We start from the raw sequence: 19,151 nt of genomic DNA on the forward strand, positions 1-19,151 counted from the left end.
CGTCAGCCGAGTGGTGCCAGCAGCGGCCAGGGCTGCAGCGACTCCAGTGCTGCTCCGGCGTGGAACACCGAGCTCTCCGCGTACGGGTGCCCCACGATCTGCATGCCGATCGGCAGCCCGTTCCCGGCGATGCCCACCGGAACCGAGAGCACTGGACAACGGTTGTTCACATTGAACGGCACCGTCATGTGGGCCTGCCAGTAGTGGTCGAGCCGCACTTCGCCCCCGGCCTGATCCGGCGAGGGCACGGTGATCCCGTCGAGGTAGCTGGCGTCGGCGACGAGCCCGTCCACCGCGTTCACGGGGGCCAGCAGCACGTCGAAGCCGTCCATCGCGGCCGCGAGCTCCGCCTGCATACGAGCCTCGCCTGCGAGCGACTCGACGAGGCTCATCCGCTCGCCGGCCGCGTGCGCGTCCGAGATGAAGCGCTCGGTGTAATCGCTGAGCTCCGTCATGCCCGCCGTCAGCTCGGCCATGGCGGGGCCGAGGATCTTGCCGAAGTGCGCCATCGTGATGTCGCGGATGCGCCCGCTCGCCCAGGGCAGCTCCACCTCCTCGACGATCGCGCCTGCGCCGGCGAGCACGGCTGCCGTGCGCCGTATCGCGGCCTGCACGTCCGAATGCACCGGGTAGTCGCCGAGGCGCACCGACAGGGCGATGCGCTTCCCGGCGAGCCACCCCGCGGCGTCGGGATATTCGATCGGCAGGGATCCCTCGCCCGGAACCGTGCCGTGATCGGCCGGATGCATGCCCGACATGACGCCCGCGAGCAGAGCGGTGTCGGCGACCGTGCGGGCCATAGGCCCGTCGCCGCGGTACCAGTCGGCGGAGAGCGGCGGCAGGCCCGGGACGCGGCCGTAGGGCGCCTTGTAGCCGACGACGCCGTTGAACGCCGCGGGAATGCGCGTCGAGCCGGCGATGTCGGAGGCCGTGGCGAGCGGGGCGTAGCCGGCCGCGAGCGCGGCCCCGGCGCCGCCCGACGAGCCGCCGGGGGAGAGCGCACGGTTCCAGGGGTTGCGCGTGACGCCCCACAGCCGCGAGTGGGTGACGGTGGCGCAGCTGAACTCCGGCGAGCTCGTGCGTGCGTGGACGATGCCCCCGGCCGCGCGGATCCGCTCGATCACGGGGTGGTCGGCCTCGGCGCGCTCGTCCCGCAGCGCGACGAGGCCCTGGCTCAGGGGCTCGCCGGCGAGACCGTGCTTCTCCTTCGTGGCGACCGGGAGGCCCAGCAGCGCCGTCCCGCCCCTGCCGAGCGGTTCGTCGACGCCCGCGGCGTAGCGCCGCTCCGCCTCCTCGGCTGCGCCGCGGGCGCCCTCGAGCACCTGCACGACGGCGTTGATCGCGCCCTCGCCTTCGGAGTCGGCCGCGTCGACGGCGGCGATGCGCGCCACGCTCGCGTCGAACAGCTCGACCGGCGACAGCTCGCCCGAGCGGAAGGCGCGCAGCGCCTCGACGGCGCCCAGCTCGTGGAGGGATCCGGCCGTCACGATCAGCGCTCCCCGCCGGCGTAGTCGGCCGCCTCGCCCGGGTAGGAGACCCCGTCGAGCGCGCCGGTGAGCATCTCCGAGATCACGCCGCTCAGCGCTGCGAGCCCGTTCACCATGTCCTCGTCCCTCGTGAACTCGCGCTCGCAGTGAGAGACGCCGTCGACAGAGGGGACGAACATCATGACCGAGGGCGCGACGGTGTTGAGCGCGACCGAGTCGTGACCCGCCATCGTCTGGATGCGGCGCACGCCGAGGCCCAGGCGCTCCGCCACCCGCTCCTGCAGCTCGACGCCCTCGCGGGGGTAGTAGCGGTTCGGGCGGATGTCGAAGTCCTTCGCGACGATCTCGAGCCGCTCCTCCTCGGCGACCCGTCGGAAGCGCTCGACCAGCGCGTCGCGCGCGCCCTGCACGATGGCCGGGTCGTTCGCACGGAGGTCTGCGACGAGGTGCACGTGGCTGTTGACCACGATCGGGGAGTTGGGCTCGACGGTGATCTGACCGACGGAGGAGACGAGCGACTCCGCCGGGTACTCGTCGCAGATGTCGCGCACGAGCAGGGTGACCTTGGCCGCTCCGACGAGGGCGTCGCGGCGGTCGGCCATGGCCGTGGCGCCCGTGTGCGACTGCTCGCCGATGATGTCGATGTCGAGCTTCTGCGTGTACCAGCTCGAATCGACGGCGCCGATCGCGATGCCCTCGCGCTCGAGGATGCGGCCCTGCTCGATGTGCACCTCGGCGTAGCCCGCGAGATCCCTCGGCCCCTGCGCGGAGCCGAGGTAGCCGATGCCGTCGAGCGCGTCGCGCACGCTCGTGCCCGCGAGATCGCGGACGGCCAGGATCTCATCTCGGTCCATGAGGCCGGTGTAGACCGAGCTGCCCATGATCGAGGGCGCGAAGCGGCTGCCCTCCTCGTTGAACCAGTCGACCACGACGAGGTTGTACTTCGGCCGGAGCTCGCCGCCCTCGACCCTGCGCTGGATCTCGACGGCGGCGTGCAGCGAGGCGATCACGCCGTAGGCGCCGTCGAAGCGACCGCCGCGGGGCTGCGAGTCGAGGTGCGAGCCGGTGAGGACGGCGGGGGCGCCGGGCACGAACTCGATCGTGGCGAACACGTTGCCGATGCCGTCGACCTCGACGGTCCAGCCGCGGGAGCGCGCGAACTCGGAGAACCAGTCGCGGGTCTGCCGGTCCTCCTCGGTCGCGGCCTGGCGCTCCACGCCGTTACGGTCGGTCGCCCCGATCGTGGCGACGTGGTGGAAGTTGCGCAGGAAGAGGTCCGCGGTCTCGGTGCTGAGCGGCGAGATCGTGTCAGTCATGTCTCCGTGTCTTTCTGGGTGGGTGAAGCGGGTGGGCAGTGCGGTTCGACGGGGGCTACTTGGTCCAGCCGCGGGTCTCGGGAACCCGCGTGGCCGCGATGACGATGAGCGTCATGATTGCGACGCCGATGACGTAGAACGCGGGCGAGTGGGGCACACCGGTCGCGTCGACGAGGGCGGTGCCGATGAACGGCGCGGTGCCGCCGAGCAGCGCGTAGCCGAGGTTGTAGCTGAAGGCGGCCGAGGTGAAGCGGTTGCGCGTGTCGAAGACCTCGATGAAGAAGGTGTAGCAGCCGCCGCCGTAGAAGCAGATCGCGACGACGAAGATCAGCTGGCCGAGGAATGCGAGCCCGACGCTGCCGCTCGTCACGAGTGAGAACGCGGGGATCGCGAGCACGGCGATGGCGATCGCGCCGCCGATCATCATGGGCCTGCGGCCGACGCGGTCGCCGATGGCTCCCGCGACGGGGAGGAGGAGCGTGTAGGCGAGCATCGCTCCGCCGTTGAGGAGCAGCGACTGCTCGCGGCTGAGGTTGCCGGTCGTCGAGACGTACGAGATGAAGTAGCCCGAGAGGAAGTAGAAGCCCATCGCTGTGAGGCCCATCACGAACACGACCTGGATCATCTGCAGCCAGTTCTTGCGGAAGGCCTCGCCGATGGTGGTGTGGCTGCCGACCTCGGGACGGACCTCGGCCTCGTCGGCGCGCTGCTCCGCCATCATCTCCTTGAACGCCGGCGACTCCTCGGTCTTCGCGCGGATCCAGAGGCCGACGAGCGCGAGCGGCAGGGCGATGATGAACGGCACGCGCCAGCCCCAGGACATGAACGCGGCATCGCTCATCGAGGAGGAGAGGAAGAACACGAGGAACGCGGCGACGACCGAGGGCAGCGCGGTGGCTGCGAGGGTGATGTTGACGAAGAGGCCGCGACGGTGGATGGGTGCGTGCTCGAACACGAACGACGGCGCGCCTGCCGACTCTCCGCCGGCGGAGAGCCCCTGCAGCAGACGGAGCAGCACGAGCAGGATCGGGGCCGCCGCCCCGATGACCTCGAAGGTGGGCAGCAGGCCGATGCCGGTGGTGGCGAGGCCGATCGTCAGCAGGGTGATGACGAGGACGTTGCGGCGGCCGAGGCGGTCGCCGAGCGCACCGAAGAACAGGCCGCCGATCGGGCGGATGAAGAACGCGACGCCGAAGGTGGCGAAGAGCACGAGCAGCCCGGCGAGCGGGTTGTCGGAGGGGAAGAAGTGTTCGGCGAGCACGACGGCGGAGACGCCGTAGAGGGCGAAGTCGTAGAACTCGATGAACTGGCCGACACTGCCGCCGAGGAGCACTCGGCGCTGCATCGGGGTGATGCCGGGGGACGGCTTCGCGGAGGGTCCGGATGCGGTCGGGGCTGGTGAGGCTGGAGCTTCATTGCTGCGAGTCATGGACGTGAATCTAGGTTCTTTGAATAGCTTGTGTCAATGGATTGCGACTGGAGCGGGGCCGCGTTCGCGGCGCATGGTGCCTTGATTATTGCGGGCCGGTTACGGGCCACCGCGGATAACTGAGTCTATTTGGGTCGAAAAGGTCTGCGAGTGTGGATGTTCACCACTCATTCCGAAGGTGTTCCGGAGGCCGTGTGTTTCGTTTGTATAGATATTGCCTATGGATAATGCGAGATTATTCCCGTGCAGCCGCATCGTGCCGCGCCACCGCGCCGCTGCGCGAGAAGAGGCTCCGGCAGACATCGGCGAAGACCCTGACGCGCTGGGATTCGTCGTCGGGGCGACGCAGCAGTTGCAGCGTGAGACCGGGGAGATCCTCCGCGAGATCGACGGCCCTCACCTTCGCACCGCCGTAGGTGACGTCGTGGCCCATGCGCTGGTTCAACAGCGCCACGCCGAAGCCGCGCCCCACGAGCCCGCGCACGGTCTCGTAGCCCTGCACGCGGTAGCGCACCTCGGGGTCGATGCCCACCATCCGGTAGAGGCTGAGGTAGTAGCTGGCGGTGTGCGGCAGATCGAGGAGCACGAGGGGGTCGCCCGCGAACCGGGTGAGGCTCACGGGCTCGGCGGAGGCGCCCAGCGGGTGCTCGGGCGCGACGATCATATGGGGAGGGATCACCTCGAGCGCCTCGCTCGTCAGGTGCTCGAGCGGCGCCATGTCATAGCCGATCGCGACGTCGATCTCGTGGTCCTCCAGCATCTCGACGAGGCGGTCGTGGTTCGCCTCGAAGAGTTCGACCGTGATGCTCGAGTGCCGCCTGGTGAACGCCTGCAGAATGGTCGGGGCGCGGAACGGGGCGAGCGGGAGGTACATCCCCACCCGGAGCGTACCGGTGAGCGAGTTCGCGAAGCTGCCTGCCCGCTCGGCGAGCCCGGCGGCGTGCGCGAGCAGCCCTGCGGCATCGGTGTGGAACTGGCGGCCGGCCGACGTCAGGCGCACGCCCCGGCGCGGCACGCGCTCGAAGAGCTGCACGCCGAGATCGTGCTCGAGCTGGTTGATGGCCGAGGAGAGGGCGGGCTGGGAGATGTGGAGACGACGCGCCGCCTCCGTCATGCTGCCGACGCGGGCGGTCTCGGCGAAGTATCGCAGCTGTGTCAGCGTGAAGCCCGGATCGATCACCGCGCTCCCTCCCCTCGCGTCACGCGCCCACGTACTCCGCGAGATGCCGGCCGGTGAGCGTCGAGCCGTCTTCCACGAGGGATCGCGGGGATCCCTCGAATACCACCGTGCCGCCCTGCTGGCCGGCGCCCGGGCCGAGGTCGATGATCCAGTCGGCGTGCGCCATGACCGCCTGATGGTGCTCGATGACGATCACGCTCTTGCCCGCGTCGACCAGCCGGTCGAGCAGGCCCAGCAGTTGCTCGACGTCGGCGAGGTGCAGGCCCGTGGTGGGCTCGTCGAGCACGTAGACGTCGGCATCTTCGATCATGTGGATCGCGAGCTTGAGCCGCTGGCGCTCGCCGCCGGAGAGCGTGGAGAGCGGCTGTCCCAGCTTGATGTAGCCGATGCCGACATCGACGAGGCGATCGAGGATCTTCGCAGCCTTCGGGATCTTCGACTCGGGGGCCGAGAAGAACTCGTGCGCCTCCGCGATCGACAGATCGAGCACCTCGGCAATGCTCTTGCCGCCGAGCGTGTACTGCAGCACCTCGGCGTCGTAGCGCTTGCCGTCGCAGACCTGGCAGACGCTCTCCATCGTCGCCATCATGCCGAGGTCGGTGTAGATGATTCCCGCCCCCTTGCACTCGGGGCACGCGCCCTCGGAGTTCGCGCTGAACAGTGCGGGCTTGACGCCGTTCGCCTTCGCGAACGCGGTGCGCACCGGGTCGAGCAGGCCCGTATAGGTGGCTGGGTTGGAGCGACGCGATCCCTTGATCGCACCCTGGTCGACGGCGACGACGCCCTCGCGGTTCGAGACGTAGCCGTGGATGAGGGTGCTCTTGCCCGAACCCGCCACACCCGTGATCGCGCAGAGCACCCCGAGCGGCACGTCGACGTCGATGCCCCGCAGGTTGTGGCGATCCGCTCCGCGGACCTCGATGGTTCCGGTCGACGAGCGCACCGAGTCCTTCAGCCGAGCCCGGTCGTCGAGGTGCTTGCCGGTGAGCGTGCCGGACGCGCGCAGGCCGTCGACGGTGCCCTCGAAGCAGATCTCGCCTCCGTCGGTGCCGGCGCGCGGACCGAGATCGACCACGTGATCGGCGATCGCGATCATCTCGGGCTTGTGCTCGACCACGAGCACGGTGTTGCCCTTGTCGCGCAGCTTGAGCAGCAGCTGATTCATGCGCTGGATGTCGTGGGGGTGCAGGCCGACCGAGGGTTCGTCGAAGACGTACGTCGCGTCGGTGATGGGGGAGCCGAGGTGGCGGATCATCTTCGTGCGCTGGGACTCGCCACCAGACAGCGTGCCCGTGGGGCGATCCAGGCTGAGGTACCCGAGGCCGATCTGCACGAAGGAGTCGAGGGTGTCGCAGAGCTTCTCGATGAGCGGGGCCATACCCGGATCCTCGATGCCCCGCACCCATTCGGCCAGGTCGGTGATCTGCATCGCGCACACGTCGGCGATCGAGAGCCCGCCGATCTTGGAGGAGCGCGCGGTCTCGTTGAGGCGCGTGCCGTCGCACTCGGGGCAGGCGCGGAACACGATCGCGCGGTCGACGAAGGCTCGGATGTGGGGCTGCATGGCCTCGCGATCCTTCGAGAGCATCGACTTCTGGATACGGGGGATCAGGCCCTCGTAGGTGAGGTTCACGCCCTCGACCTTGATCTTGGTCGGCTCCTTGCGCAGCAGGTCGTCGAGCTCGCCCTCGGTGAAGTCGCGAATGGGCTTGTCCATGTCGAAGAGGTCGGAGAAGAGGCGCCCCCACCACCCGTCCATGCTGTAACCCGGAACTTTGAGAGCGCCCTCGCGCAGCGACTTGTCGGCGTCGTAGAGCTCGCCGAGCTCGAAGTCGCTCACCGAGCCGCGGCCCTCGCAGGTGGCGCACATGCCGCCCAGGATCTCGAAGCTGCGCCGCTCCTTGACCTTCTTGCCGCCCTTCTCGAGGGTGACGGCGCCCGCCCCGCTGACGGAGGCCACGTTGAACGAGAACGCGTTGGGCGAGCCGATGCGCGGCTGCCCGAGGCGCGAGAAGACGATGCGCAGCATGGCGTTCACATCGGTGGCGGTGCCCACCGTGGACCTCGGATTCGCCCCCATGCGCTCCTGGTCCACGATGATCGCAGTGGTCAGCCCCTCGAGCACGTCGACGTCGGGGCGCGACTGCGAGGGCATGAAACCCTGCACGAAGGCGCTGTAGGTCTCGTTGATGAGGCGCTGCGACTCGGCCGCGATCGTGCTGAACACGAGCGAGCTCTTGCCCGAGCCCGAGACCCCGGTGAAGACCGTGAGCCTGCGCTTCGGCAGCTCGACGCTCACGTTCTTCAGGTTGTGCTCACGGGCCCCTCGCACACGGATGAGGTCGTGGGAGTCGGCGGGATGGGGTGCGGGTGCTGCAGACATGACGACAGGCTACTGCCGACCTGCGGCATCCGTCTTCTTCGAAACTGATCGGTCTGGGCGCGGAGACCGGGATGAGCCGCTGCTTCGCACCGGCTCGCGAGCGGTCGTTCGGCGAGGGATCCCTCATCGTGTACGATATATAGCTGTACTTCGGCGAGGGGCGCGTTCGCGTGCCCGTGATCGACGCGGTAGAGCCTCTTCGCGGGCCCTTCTGACGCGCCGTACGGCGAGACATCACCCATCAGGCGGGCCACCCCGCCTCATCTGGGCGGAAGCCCGCAAAGGAGAGACTGACATGAGCGAGTTCAAGCTCGTCGCGACCGCACGCGACAACTTCGGCAAGGGCGCTGCCCGCAAGCTCCGCGCCGCCGGCCAGACCCCCGCGGTCGTCTACGGCCACGGCACCGACCCCGTGCACGTCTCGGTCGAGACCCACCCGCTGAGCCTCATCGTGCGCCACGCCAACGCGCTCATCGAGCTCGATGTCGCGGGCAAGCCCCAGCTCGTGCTGGTCAAGGACGTGCAGAAGGATCCGGTGCGCCAGATCATCGAGCACGTCGACCTCCTCGTGGTGAAGAAGGGCGAGACCGTCGACGTCGAGGTGCCCATCCACGTCGTCGGCGAGTCCTTCTCCGGCACCAACGCCCTGCAGGAGCTGAACACCCTGCACCTCAGCGTGCCCGCCACCTCGATCCCCGAGGCGGTCGAGGTCAGCGTCGAGGGTCTCGAGGAGGGCGCCCAGGTGCTCGCGGGCGCCATCGAGCTGCCCGCCGGTTCGACTCTGCTGGGCGACGCCGAGCAGCTCGTCGTGCACGTCGTCACTCCGCGCGGCGCAGCCTCGGACGATGAGGGCGCCGCGGAGGAGGAGGCGGCCGAGTAAGGTCGTTCCAGCCTCGAACCCGTCGGGCCCGCGCTTCGCCGCGGTCCGACGGGTTCTTCGTCTTCCGGGCGCGGGGCGGCGGGACCGGTGCGATGTCTGAGGTCGATGCGAGCATGGGAGCGGTGGATGTTCTGGCGCAAGCGGAGAGAAGAGGGACGAGTGTCTGAAGACAGCTGGCTGATCGTCGGCCTGGGCAATCCCGGTGCGAAGTACGAGGCGACGCGGCACAACGTCGGGCAGATGGCGGTCGACGTGCTCGCAGATCGGCTCGGCTCCCGGTTCTCGCCCCATAAGACGGGCTCGCGCGTCGCCGAGGGCAGGCTGCGTCCCGGCGGCCCGAAGCTCGTGCTCGCGAAGTCGAACGGCTACATGAACACCTCGGGCGGTCCGGTGTCTGCGCTCGCGAAATACTTCGGGATCCCCGCCGACCGCGTCATCGTGCTCCACGACGAGCTCGATCTGCCCTTCGACGCCCTCAAGCTCAAGCAGGGCGGCGGACACGGCGGCCACAACGGGCTGCGCGACATCGCGAAGGCGCTCTCCACGCCCGACTTCCTGCGCGTCAGGATCGGCATCGGCAGGCCGCCTGGCCGACAGGATCCGGCCGACTTCGTGCTGCGGCCCTTCGCGAGCGGAGAGCGCGAATCCCTCGCCGTGCTGCTCGAAGACGCCGCCGACGCGGCCGAGGCGCTCGTCGAGGACGGGCTGCTCGCGGCCCAGCAGCGCTTCCACGGGCGGGCGAAATGAGCCTGCAAGGAATCGACCGACTGCTCGAGCGCTCCGAGTCGTTCGCGCGCGCGCTCGACGCGTCGTCGCTCGACACCGACTACTCCGTCGCCGAGGGGCTGAGGCCCGCCCTCATCGCCGGTCTGATCAGGCGCCGGCGCGAGAACGGCGACCGCGGAGCCCTGCTCGTCATCGCGGCGACGAGCCGCGAGGCCGACGCGCTGCGCTCGGCACTGGCTTCGCTCATGCCCGAGGCGCAGACGGTCGAGTTCCCGGCGTGGGAGACGCTGCCGCACGAGCGGTTGAGCCCGAGCGCCGAGACGGTGGGGCGGCGCGCGGTCGCGCTGCGCATGCTGCGGGAGCACACGGGCGACCGCCCACTGGTCTTCGTCGCGTCGGTGCGGGCGGCGCTGCAGCCCGTGTCTCCCCACGCCGCGGAGGCCGAGCCGCTCGTGCTGCGCGCCGGCGCCGAGTCCGAGGGGCTCGAGTCGATCGCGCGCGAACTGGTCGCGCGCGCCTACACGCGCGTCGACATGGTCACGAGGCGCGGCGAGTTCGCGGTGCGCGGTGGCATCCTCGACGTCTTTCCTCCCGAGGCGCCGCACGCGGTGCGCGTCGACTTCTTCGGCGACGAGGTCGATCAGGTGCGCCGGTTCTCGGTCTCCGACCAGCGCAGCGCGGGCGACCCGCTGCCCGAGGTCGAGCTGTGGCCCGCTCGCGAGCTGCTGCTCACGGATGAGGTGCGGAAGCGCGCGGCCGAGCTGCTGCCCCGCTTCCCCGCGCTCGGATCGCTGCTCGAGAAGATGAGCAACGGGATCCCCGTCGAGGGCATGGAGAGCCTGCTGCCGCAGCTCGTGCCCGGCCTCTCGCCCCTCACGGCGCTGCTCCCGGAGGGCGGCGCGGTCGTCGTGGCCTCTCCCGAGCGCGTGGCCGGCCGGGCCGTGAGCCTCGCCGAGACGAACCGCGAGTTCCTCGAAGCCGCCTGGCAGGCCGCGACGGCGGGCGCCGATGCGCCCGTGCCGGTCGACGACAGCGGCATGCTGTCGATGGGGGAGCTGCGGGCAGCGTCGCGGGGCCGTCCGTGGTGGACGGTCTCCGGCTTCACCCACGACGACGAGCTGCCCGGCGACGGCGGCGAGCCGCGGTTCGGAGACCCGGGGGTCGTGGCGGTGCGCGGCGGCGCCTTCCCGAAGCCGGCCGCAGGGGCGGATCCGACGGGCTCGGCGATCCGACTGATCGCCGAGCGGCTTCGCGAGGGATGGCGCGCGGTCGTCACCGCCCAGGGCACCGGGCTCGTCGAGCGCGCCCGCGATGTGCTTGCGGAGGCGGGTGCCGCTGCGCGCATCGTCGACCGGCTCCCCGACGAGGAGCCCGGCGCGGGGGACGGACTCGAGGACGGGGTCGTCTACCTCGTCGCGGGCACCGCGTGGTCGGGCTTCGAGAGCGCCGAGGCGAAGCTGCTGCTGGCGACCGAGGCCGAGTTCTTCGGGCGCGCGGTGAGCGCGCAGGCCGCAGGCGGGCAGAAGCTGGCTCGTCGCGGCAAGAACGTCGTCGACCCGCTGAAGCTCGTGGCGGGCGACTACGTGGTGCACGAGACCCACGGCATCGGCCGCTTCGTCGAGCTGACTCAGCGCATGGTTCCCACCGGCATCGGCCGCGATGCGACCAAGGCACTGCGCGAGTACCTCGTGCTCGAGTACGCTTCCTCGAAGCGCGGCATGCCGAAGGACAAGCTCTACGTGCCGACCGACCAGCTCGATCAGCTGTCGCGCTACGTCGGCGGCGAGGCGCCGGCGCTCTCGAAGATGGGCGGCAGCGACTGGGCCAATGCCAAGAAGAAGGCGCGCAAGGCCGTTCGCGACATCGCGGTCGAGCTCGTCAAGCTCTACTCCGCCCGCGTCGCCTCGAAGGGGCACGCCTTCTCTCCCGACACCCCGTGGCAGCACGAGCTCGAAGAGGCGTTCCCGTATGCGGAGACCGTCGACCAGCTCACCACCATCGACGAGGTGAAGCGCGACATGGAGCGCCCGATCCCGATGGACCGGCTGCTCGCAGGCGATGTCGGCTTCGGCAAGACGGAGGTCGCCGTGCGCGCAGCGTTCAAGGCGGTGCAGGACGGCAAGCAGGTCGCGATGCTCGTGCCGACGACGCTGCTCGTGAACCAGCATCTCGAGACGTTCCAGAACCGCTTCGCCGGTTTCCCCGTCACTCTCCGCCCGCTCAGCCGCTTCCAGACCGACAAAGAGGCGAAGGACACGATCGACGGGCTCGCCGCGGGTACGGTCGACGTGGTCATCGGCACGCATCGCCTGCTCGCCGACGGCGTCCGCTACAAGGATCTGGGCCTCCTGATCATCGATGAGGAGCAGCGCTTCGGCGTCGAGCACAAGGACGCGCTGAAGAAGCTCAAGACGGGCGTCGACATCCTCGCGATGAGCGCGACGCCGATCCCTCGCACCCTGGAGATGGCCGTGACGGGCATCCGCGAGATGTCGACCCTCGCGACCCCGCCCGAGGATCGCCACCCGATCCTCACCTTCGTCGGCCCCCGCAGCGACAAGCAGATCGCTGCGGCCATCCGACGCGAGCTGCTGCGCGAGGGCCAGGTGTTCTTCGTGCACAACAGGGTGCAGTCGATCGGCCGGGTCGCCGCCCAGATCTCCGAGCTCGTGCCCGAGGCCCGCGTCGCCGTCGCGCACGGCAAGCTCTCCGAGCACCAGCTCGAGCAGGTGGTGCAGGACTTCTGGGAGCGCAAGTTCGACGTGCTCGTGTCGACCACGATCATCGAGACCGGCCTCGACATCGCGAACGCCAACACGATCATCATCGATGCCGCCGACAAGTACGGCCTCAGCCAGCTGCACCAGCTGCGCGGCCGCGTCGGCCGCAGCCGCGAGCGCGCCTACGCCTACTTCCTCTACGACCCCGACAAGCCGCTCACCGAGCACGCGCACGAGCGGCTCGAGACGCTCGCGACCAACAACGAGCTCGGCTCGGGCATGCAGGTCGCGCTGAAGGATCTGGAGCTGCGCGGCGCCGGCAACCTGCTCGGCGGAGAGCAGTCCGGCCACATCGCCGGAGTCGGCTTCGACCTCTACCTGCGCATGATCGGCGAGGCGGTCAACACCTTCAAGGGGCAGGAGACGAGCGGTCCATCGGAGCTCGTGCTCGAACTGCCCGTCGACGCGCACATCCCGGAGGAGTACGTCGAGAGCGAGCGCCTGCGGCTCGAGGCCTACCAGAAGTTCTCCGCCGCGTCCCACCCGCAGGCCCCTGAGGAGCACGTCGCACTCGTGCTCGAAGAGCTCGCCGATCGCTACGGGCCGCCGCCGGCGGAGGTGCAGCGCCTCGCCGCGGTCTCGTCGCTGCGCCGCCGCGCCTCCAAGCTCGGCCTCGCGAAGGTCGTCGCCGCGGGCCCCGCGCTGCGCATCGAGCCGGTGAAGCTGCTCGACTCCAGGCGCATGCGCATGAACCGCATGTATCCGGGCGCCCGCTACACCGAGACGACGGGCGTGCTGCAGGTGCCGCTTCCCGGTGGCACCGCCTCCTCGCGCAGCCCGCTCGCGGGCGTCGGTCAGAGAAGCGTCGGAGACGAGGGCGACATCGTCGCGTGGACGGGACGCGTGCTCGCGACCCTGCTCGAGGAGGATCCGCCCGCCGCGGGCTAGCGGCGGGCGGTCCCCGGGGCGGCGCTCGCGTCGGTGCGGCCGACCCGTGCCGCGCTCGAGGCCGGTGGCCGGGGCCCGGGGGAGTGCCGGCGGCGGAAGCTCAGCCCTTGCCGCAGAGCGCCTGCAGCTCGCCGCTCGCCGCGTTCAACCGCTCGAGCTGAGAGCGGAGCTCGCCGAGATATGCGGGAGCGCCGAACAGCGAATCGGGCTGCTCGATGTCGCCGAACCCCTCGAGCGATGCGCGGATCTCCGCGAGCGCGGCGGAGACCTCGGAGTTCTCGACGCCCGCCCTGACCTCGTCGAGCGAACCGCTCAGGGTATCGCCGAGGTCGCTGAGATCGGGGATCTCGCCCGAGGCGACACCCGCTCCGGCCTCGGAGATCTCCGCCCTCGCTCGATCGGTGAGGTCCGAGATCGCCCCGCCCGAGATGTCGCAGGCCTCGGCCACCGACTGCGTCGAGGTCTCCGACGGCGGTTGCGTGGGCGTCGATCCCTCGCCCGAGGTCTGCGCCGAGGCGCACGAGGCCAGCGCGACCGTCAGGCCCATCGCGATCAGCGCGGAAAGCGCGGAATGCACGGTGCGTCTGCTCTGCTGCGTCATGCCGCGAGTGTAGCGGCGTCGGCGGTACGCCGACTGAGGGGACGACCGATCCCTCGCCGTCGACCGCTCCGACTGTGCTAAAGTAGATCCTTGGTGCGCAAGCATCCGATTTGTTGAGCCCTCCACCGCCCTGGCACCCTCACGGGACCGGACAACGGAGTGGGATCCACGAACACCTCCATTTCGACAGAAAGCAGCACGACAGTGACTCGCACTTACTCGCCGAAGGCAGCTGAGCAGAAGCACGACTGGATCGTCATCGACGCCACCGATGTGGTGCTCGGCCGACTCGCCTCGCACGCCGCAGCCCTGCTCCGCGGCAAGCACAAGACCACGTTCGCCCCCCACATGGATATGGGCGACTACGTGATCATCGTCAACGCCGACAAGGTCGTCCTGACCGCCAACAAGGCGTCCAAGAAGCTGGCCTACCGCCACTCGGGCTACCCGGGCGGCCTTCGCTCCGTGAGCTACACCGAGCTCCTCGCGAACAACCCGGAGCGCGCCGTCGAGAAGGCCATCCGCGGCATGCTCCCGAAGAACTCGCTCGGCCGCGACCAGTTCCGCAAGCTGAAGGTCTACGCGGGCGCCGAGCACCCGCACGCCGCCCAGCAGCCCACCCCCTACAACTTCGGCCAGGTCGCGCAGTAATCCGCGGCGCCAACGAGACGTAAGAAGAGAGACTGCACAGTGACTGAAGAGCAGACCGTGGCCCCCGAGAGCTACACCACCGAGACCCCCGCCTCGCAGGCGGCCGCGTCCACCCCCCGCCCCGCGCTGACCGTTCCCGGTTCGGCCGTCGGACGCCGCAAGCAGGCCATCGCCCGCGTGCGCCTCGTCCCGGGCTCCGGCTCGATGACCGTCAACGGTCGCGAGCTCGCCGAGTACTTCCCGAACAAGCTGCACCAGCAGCTCATCACCGACCCCTTCACGGTCCTCGAGCTGAACGGCTCGTACGACGTGATCGCCCGCATCAAGGGCGGCGGCCCCTCGGGGCAGGCCGGTGCGCTCCGCCTCGCGATCGCGCGCGCTCAACGAGATCGACGCCGAGCACAACCGTCCGACGCTCAAGAAGGCCGGCTTCCTCAGCCGCGACGCTCGCGTCATCGAGCGCAAGAAGGCCGGTCTCAAGAAGGCCCGCAAGGCTCCCCAGTACTCGAAGCGCTAACGCGGGAGTACCCGATGGGACGCCTATTCGGCACCGATGGGGTTCGGGGTCTGGCCGGGGTCGATGTGACCGCCGACCTGGCCCTGGACCTCGCCCATGCAGCGGCTCTCGTCCTCGGCCGGTCGGCCAGGGGCGAGAGCCGTCGCGCTATCGCCGTCGTCGCGCGCGATCCGCGCGTCTCCGGTGAATTCATCGCCGCTGCGGTCGCGGCCGGCCTCGCCTCAGCAGGCGTGGACGTGCTCGACGCCGGCGTGATCCCAACCCCCGCCGCCGCCTACCTCGTCGCGGACACCGGCGCCGACTTCGGCGTCATGGTCTCGGCATCGCACAACCCGGCCCCCGACAACGGCATCAAGTTCTTCGCTGAGGGCGGCCGCAAGCTCGCCGACGACATCGAGGACGAGATCCAGGAGGCCATGAGCCGACCGCCGATCGCCGTGACGGGCCGCGAGGTCGGGCGCATCCGCCGCTTCGCCGACGCGGAGGACCGCTACCTCGTGCACCTGCTCGGCACGCTCGAGGGACTGAGGCTCGACGGTATCGACGTGGTGCTCGACTGCGCCCACGGCGCCGCGGCAGGCATCTCGCCCGACGTGTTCACCGATGCGGGAGCCAAGGTGACGGTGATCGGCAACGATCCCGACGGCTTCAACATCAACGACGGCGTCGGCTCGACCCACCTCGAACCGCTCATCGCAAAGGTCCGCGAGACCGGGGCCCACCTCGGCATCGCGCACGACGGAGACGCCGATCGCTGCCTCGCGGTCGACGCCGACGGCAACGTGGTCGACGGCGACAAGATCATGGCGATCCTCGCCCTCTCGATGGCCTCGCGCGGCAAGCTCGAGCGCAATACGCTCGTCGCGACCGTGATGTCGAACCTGGGGCTCAAGCTCGCGATGGCCGACAACGGCATCGACGTCGTCGAGACCGGGGTCGGAGACCGCTACGTGCTCGAGGCGATCAACGAGCACGGCTACTCGCTCGGCGGTGAGCAGTCGGGCCACGTCATCATGAGCGACTACGCGACGACCGGCGACGGCATTCTCACCGGTCTGCACCTCGCGGCGGAGATCGTGCGCAGCGGCAAGTCGCTCGCCGAGCTCGCGGAGTGCATGACCGTCTACCCGCAGGTGCTCGTGAACGTGCGCGGCGTCGACCGCACCGGAGTCGCGGGCGACGACGTGCTGCAGCAGGCCGTGCACCAGGCCGAGCTCGCACTCGGCGGCAAGGGCCGCGTGCTGCTGCGCCCATCGGGCACCGAGCCCGTGGTGCGCGTGATGGTCGAGGCCGAGCACGAGGAGCAGGCTCAGAGCCTCGCCGACGATCTCGCGGCGGTGGTCAAGGAGCGGCTCGCCGTGTGACGCGGTCGCCTTTCACGAGGGGCGAGGGATCCTGACGCAGGATCCCTCGCCCCTTTTCGTGCGCTCCGCCCGCAGCTACAGCTTGCGCAGCAGCACCTTCTGCACGCTGTGGTCGGCCTCCTTGCGCAGCACGAGCGTCGCGCGGGCCCGCGTCGGGCGGATGTTCTCGATGAGGTTGGGCTCGTTGATGTTGTTCCAGAACTCATCGGCGACGGCGACGGCGACCTCGTCGTCGAGGCCCGCGTAGCGCCGGAAGTAGGAGTCGGGGTTCGAGAACGCGCTCTGCCGCAGCTTGAGGAAGCGGTCCCGGTACCAGCGGTGGATGTCGGAGGTCCGCGCGTCGACGTAGACGGAGAAGTCGAAGAGGTCGCTGACCGCGAGCGGGTGCTGCATGGAGGGCGGCTGCAGCACGTTGAGCCCCTCGACGATGAGGATGTCGGGGCGGCGCACGACGGTGAACTCGCCCGGCACGATGTCGTAGACGAGGTGGCTGTAGTGGGGCGCCTTCACCTCGGGCACGCCGGCCTTCACCTGCGACACGAAGCGCAGCAGCGCGCGTCGGTCGTAGGACTCGGGGAACCCCTTGCGCGAGGCGATGCCGCGCCGCTGCAGTTCGGCGTTGGGGTAGAGGAAACCGTCCGTCGTGATCAACTCGACGCTGGGGGTCTCGGGCCAGCGCGCCAGCAGATCGCGCAGGATGCGCGCGACGGTCGACTTGCCGACGGCGACGGAGCCGGCCACGCCGATCACGAACGGGCTCTGCTGCTCGTCGCCGTGTCGCAGGAAGCCCCGGGTGCGCTGATGCATCTCCCTCGCGGCGATCGCGTACTGGTTGATGAGGCGGCTGAGCGGGCGGTACACCTCCGACACCTCCGCCATGTCGAGCGGCTCGCCGAGGCCGCGGAACGCCGCGATCTCCTGTTCGGTGAGCGGCATCGGGGTCGAACCCGCGAGCCTGGCCCACTCCTCGCGGTCGATCTCGGTGAACGGAGAGGTGTACTCGGGGCGGACGAGCGCCTGCGTATCGGTGCCGACCTCGGTCGGGGAAGCGCTGTTGTCAGTCATCGTCCACCCATCGTGCCACTAAACTGTGCATCATGTGTGGAATCGTCGGATATGTCGGCCCCAATGATACGGTCGACGCTCTGATCAGCGGCCTGCGCCGCCTGGAATACCGAGGCTACGACTCGGCGGGAATCGCCGTGACGGACGCCGAGGGCGAGATCTCGGTGCGCAAGCGCTCGGGCAAGCTCGCGCGGCTCGAGGAGCTGCTCGAGGTGAACCCGGTCGTAGCGGGCTCGACAGGGATCGGACACACCCGCTGGGCGACGCACGGCGGCCCGACCGACGCGAACGCGCACCCGCATCTCGGCGACGACGGGAAGCTCGCACTCATCCACAACGGCATCGTCGAGAACTTCGCCGACCTGCGCGCGGAACTCGGCGACGTCGAGCTCAGCAGCGAGACCGACACCGAGGTCGTCGCCGTGCTGCTCGGCCGCGAGGTCGCCGCCACCGGCGATCTCGAGACCGCCTTCCGCAACGTCGTGAGGCGCCTCGAGGGCACCTTCACCCTGCTCGCGATGCACCGCGACGAGCCGGGCAAGATCGTCTCGGCCCGTCACCACTCGCCCCTCGTGGTGGGCCTCGGCGAGGGCGAGAACTTCCTCGGCTCCGACGTGGCGGCCTTCGTCAGCTCGACGCGCCGCGCCGTGGCGGTCGACGAGGACAACATCGCGATCATCACCCCCGACGAGGTGCGCATCGTCGACTTCGACGGCGCTCCGGTCGAGTTCGCCGAGTTCGAGGTGGAGTGGAACGCGGACGCCGCGGACAAGGGCGGCTGGTCCTCGTTCATGGCGAAGGAGATCAACGAGCAGCCCGAGTCGGTCGAGAACACGGTGCGAGGCCGCATCTCGGGCGGCGGCGTCGTGATCCCCGAGCTCGCGGAGCTCGGGGACGAGCGCCTGCGGAGCATCGATCGCATCATCATCATCGCCTGCGGCACCGCCTCCTACGCCGGTCAGGTCGCGGCCTACGCGATCGAACAGTGGGCGCGCATCCCAGTCGAGGTGCAGCTCAGCCACGAGTTCCGCTACCGCGATCCGGTGCTGAGCGATCGCACCATGGTGATCTCGGTGAGCCAGTCGGGCGAGACCATGGACACCCTGATGGCCGTGAAGTACGCGATCGAGCGCGGCGTCACGACCGTGTCGGTCTGCAACACGCAGAGCGCGACGATCCCTCGCGAATCCGATGCCGCGGTCTACACGCACGCCGGCCCCGAGGTGGCGGTGGCCTCGACCAAGGCGTTCACGGCGCAGATCACCGCCCTCTACCTCGTCGGCCTGCACCTCGGCCGCGTACGAGGAACGATCAGCGCCGAGGAGTCGGCTCAGGCCGTCGCACAGTTCGAGGAGCTGCCCGCGAAGCTGCGCGAGGCGGTCGACACCCACGAACAGGTCGCGCAGCTCGCGCACTGGATGGCCGACACCCGCTCGGTGCTCTTCCTGGGTCGCCACGTGGGCTTCCCGATCGCGCTCGAGGGCGCGCTCAAGCTCAAGGAGATCGCGTACATCCACGCCGAGGGCTTCGCCGCGGGCGAGCTGAAGCACGGCCCGATCGCGCTGATCGACCACGGCCAGCCCGTCTTCGTGCTCGTGCCGAGCCCGCGCACCGCGCCGCTCATGCACTCGAAGGTCGTCTCGAACATCCAGGAGATCCGCGCGCGCGGCGCCCGCGTGATCGCGATCGTGGAGAAGGGCGACACCGCGGTGCTGCCCTACGCCGACGACGTGATCCGCCTGCCGCTCGCCGATGCGCTGTTCGAGCCGCTGCTGCAGGTGATCCCGCTGCAGTGGTTCGCGCTCGAGCTCTCGACCGTCAAGGGGCTCGACGTCGACCAGCCGCGCAACCTCGCGAAGTCGGTCACGGTCGAGTAGGGTTCCC

General features: G+C 69.7%; 13 protein-coding genes and 1 pseudogene. 7 read left to right on the top strand and 7 right to left on the bottom strand.

Annotated elements, in window-relative coordinates; genetic code table 11:
- Positions 1 to 2 precede the first annotated feature (2 nt).
- The 5 genes from J4H91_RS02260 to J4H91_RS02280 all read right to left on the bottom strand — a co-directional run bounded on the left by J4H91_RS02260 (position 3) and on the right by J4H91_RS02280 (position 7,795).
- Positions 3 to 1,487: an amidase family protein gene (locus J4H91_RS02260; protein WP_208044638.1), complete on the bottom strand. Its 1,485-nt coding sequence runs from the start codon at positions 1,485 to 1,487 to the stop codon at positions 3 to 5.
- 2 nt (positions 1,488 to 1,489) lie between these two features.
- Complete coding sequence (locus J4H91_RS02265; RefSeq protein ID WP_208044639.1) at positions 1,490 to 2,803, bottom strand: M20 family metallo-hydrolase; 1,314 nt, start codon at positions 2,801 to 2,803, stop codon at positions 1,490 to 1,492.
- A gap of 55 nt (positions 2,804 to 2,858) precedes the next feature.
- Positions 2,859 to 4,232 carry an MFS transporter gene (locus tag J4H91_RS02270; RefSeq protein WP_243752549.1) on the bottom strand — a complete coding sequence of 458 codons (1,374 nt, stop codon included), beginning with the start codon at positions 4,230 to 4,232 and terminating at the stop codon, positions 2,859 to 2,861.
- Positions 4,233 to 4,467: 235 nt separating this feature from the next.
- Entirely contained in the window at positions 4,468 to 5,412 is a 945-nt protein-coding gene (locus tag J4H91_RS02275; RefSeq protein WP_208044640.1) for a LysR substrate-binding domain-containing protein, read from the bottom strand.
- A gap of 19 nt (positions 5,413 to 5,431) precedes the next feature.
- On the bottom strand, positions 5,432 to 7,795 hold the full coding sequence (locus J4H91_RS02280) for an ATP-binding cassette domain-containing protein (RefSeq protein ID WP_208044641.1): 2,364 nt from the start codon (positions 7,793 to 7,795) through the stop codon (positions 5,432 to 5,434).
- 295 nt (positions 7,796 to 8,090) lie between these two features.
- Here J4H91_RS02280 and J4H91_RS02285 point away from each other — a divergent pair, with 295 nt between their 5' ends.
- From J4H91_RS02285 to mfd, 3 genes are all read left to right on the top strand, one after another.
- Positions 8,091 to 8,675 (top strand): 50S ribosomal protein L25/general stress protein Ctc, encoded by a 585-nt coding sequence (locus J4H91_RS02285; protein WP_208044642.1) that lies wholly within the window; start codon positions 8,091 to 8,093, stop codon positions 8,673 to 8,675.
- 126 nt (positions 8,676 to 8,801) lie between these two features.
- Positions 8,802 to 9,422, top strand: a complete 621-nt coding sequence (gene pth / locus J4H91_RS02290; protein ID WP_208044643.1) for an aminoacyl-tRNA hydrolase — start codon at positions 8,802 to 8,804, stop codon at positions 9,420 to 9,422.
- A complete protein-coding gene (gene mfd, locus J4H91_RS02295; protein ID WP_208044644.1) occupies positions 9,419 to 13,069 on the top strand; it encodes a transcription-repair coupling factor in 3,651 nt (1,216 codons plus the stop codon). The genes pth and mfd overlap by 4 nt, the downstream gene beginning before the upstream one ends.
- Positions 13,070 to 13,169: 100 nt before the next feature.
- On the opposite strand, the gene J4H91_RS02300 is transcribed toward mfd, so the two are convergent.
- Positions 13,170 to 13,670: a hypothetical protein gene (locus tag J4H91_RS02300; protein WP_208044645.1), complete on the bottom strand. Its 501-nt coding sequence runs from the start codon at positions 13,668 to 13,670 to the stop codon at positions 13,170 to 13,172.
- Between the two features lie 204 nt (positions 13,671 to 13,874).
- Here J4H91_RS02300 and rplM point away from each other — a divergent pair, with 204 nt between their 5' ends.
- The 3 genes and pseudogenes from rplM to glmM all read left to right on the top strand — a co-directional run bounded on the left by rplM (position 13,875) and on the right by glmM (position 16,202).
- Positions 13,875 to 14,321 (top strand): 50S ribosomal protein L13, encoded by a 447-nt coding sequence (rplM, locus tag J4H91_RS02305; RefSeq protein ID WP_208044646.1) that lies wholly within the window; start codon positions 13,875 to 13,877, stop codon positions 14,319 to 14,321.
- Between the two features lie 39 nt (positions 14,322 to 14,360).
- Positions 14,361 to 14,838 (top strand): annotated as a pseudogene (gene rpsI / locus J4H91_RS02310) (30S ribosomal protein S9).
- 14 nt (positions 14,839 to 14,852) lie between these two features.
- Positions 14,853 to 16,202, top strand: coding sequence for a phosphoglucosamine mutase (glmM, locus tag J4H91_RS02315; protein ID WP_208044647.1), 1,350 nt, complete (start codon positions 14,853 to 14,855; stop codon positions 16,200 to 16,202).
- Between the two features lie 75 nt (positions 16,203 to 16,277).
- Here the strand turns inward: glmM and coaA are convergent, their stop codons facing one another.
- A complete protein-coding gene (gene coaA, locus J4H91_RS02320) occupies positions 16,278 to 17,267 on the bottom strand; it encodes a type I pantothenate kinase (RefSeq protein WP_208044648.1) in 990 nt (329 codons plus the stop codon).
- 32 nt (positions 17,268 to 17,299) lie between these two features.
- Here coaA and glmS point away from each other — a divergent pair, with 32 nt between their 5' ends.
- Positions 17,300 to 19,144, top strand: coding sequence for a glutamine--fructose-6-phosphate transaminase (isomerizing) (gene glmS, locus J4H91_RS02325; protein WP_208044649.1), 1,845 nt, complete (start codon positions 17,300 to 17,302; stop codon positions 19,142 to 19,144).
- The last annotated feature ends 7 nt before the right edge of the window (positions 19,145 to 19,151 follow it).

This window comes from Leucobacter ruminantium (assembly GCF_017565705.1).
Lineage (GTDB): Bacteria > Actinomycetota > Actinomycetes > Actinomycetales > Microbacteriaceae > Leucobacter > Leucobacter ruminantium.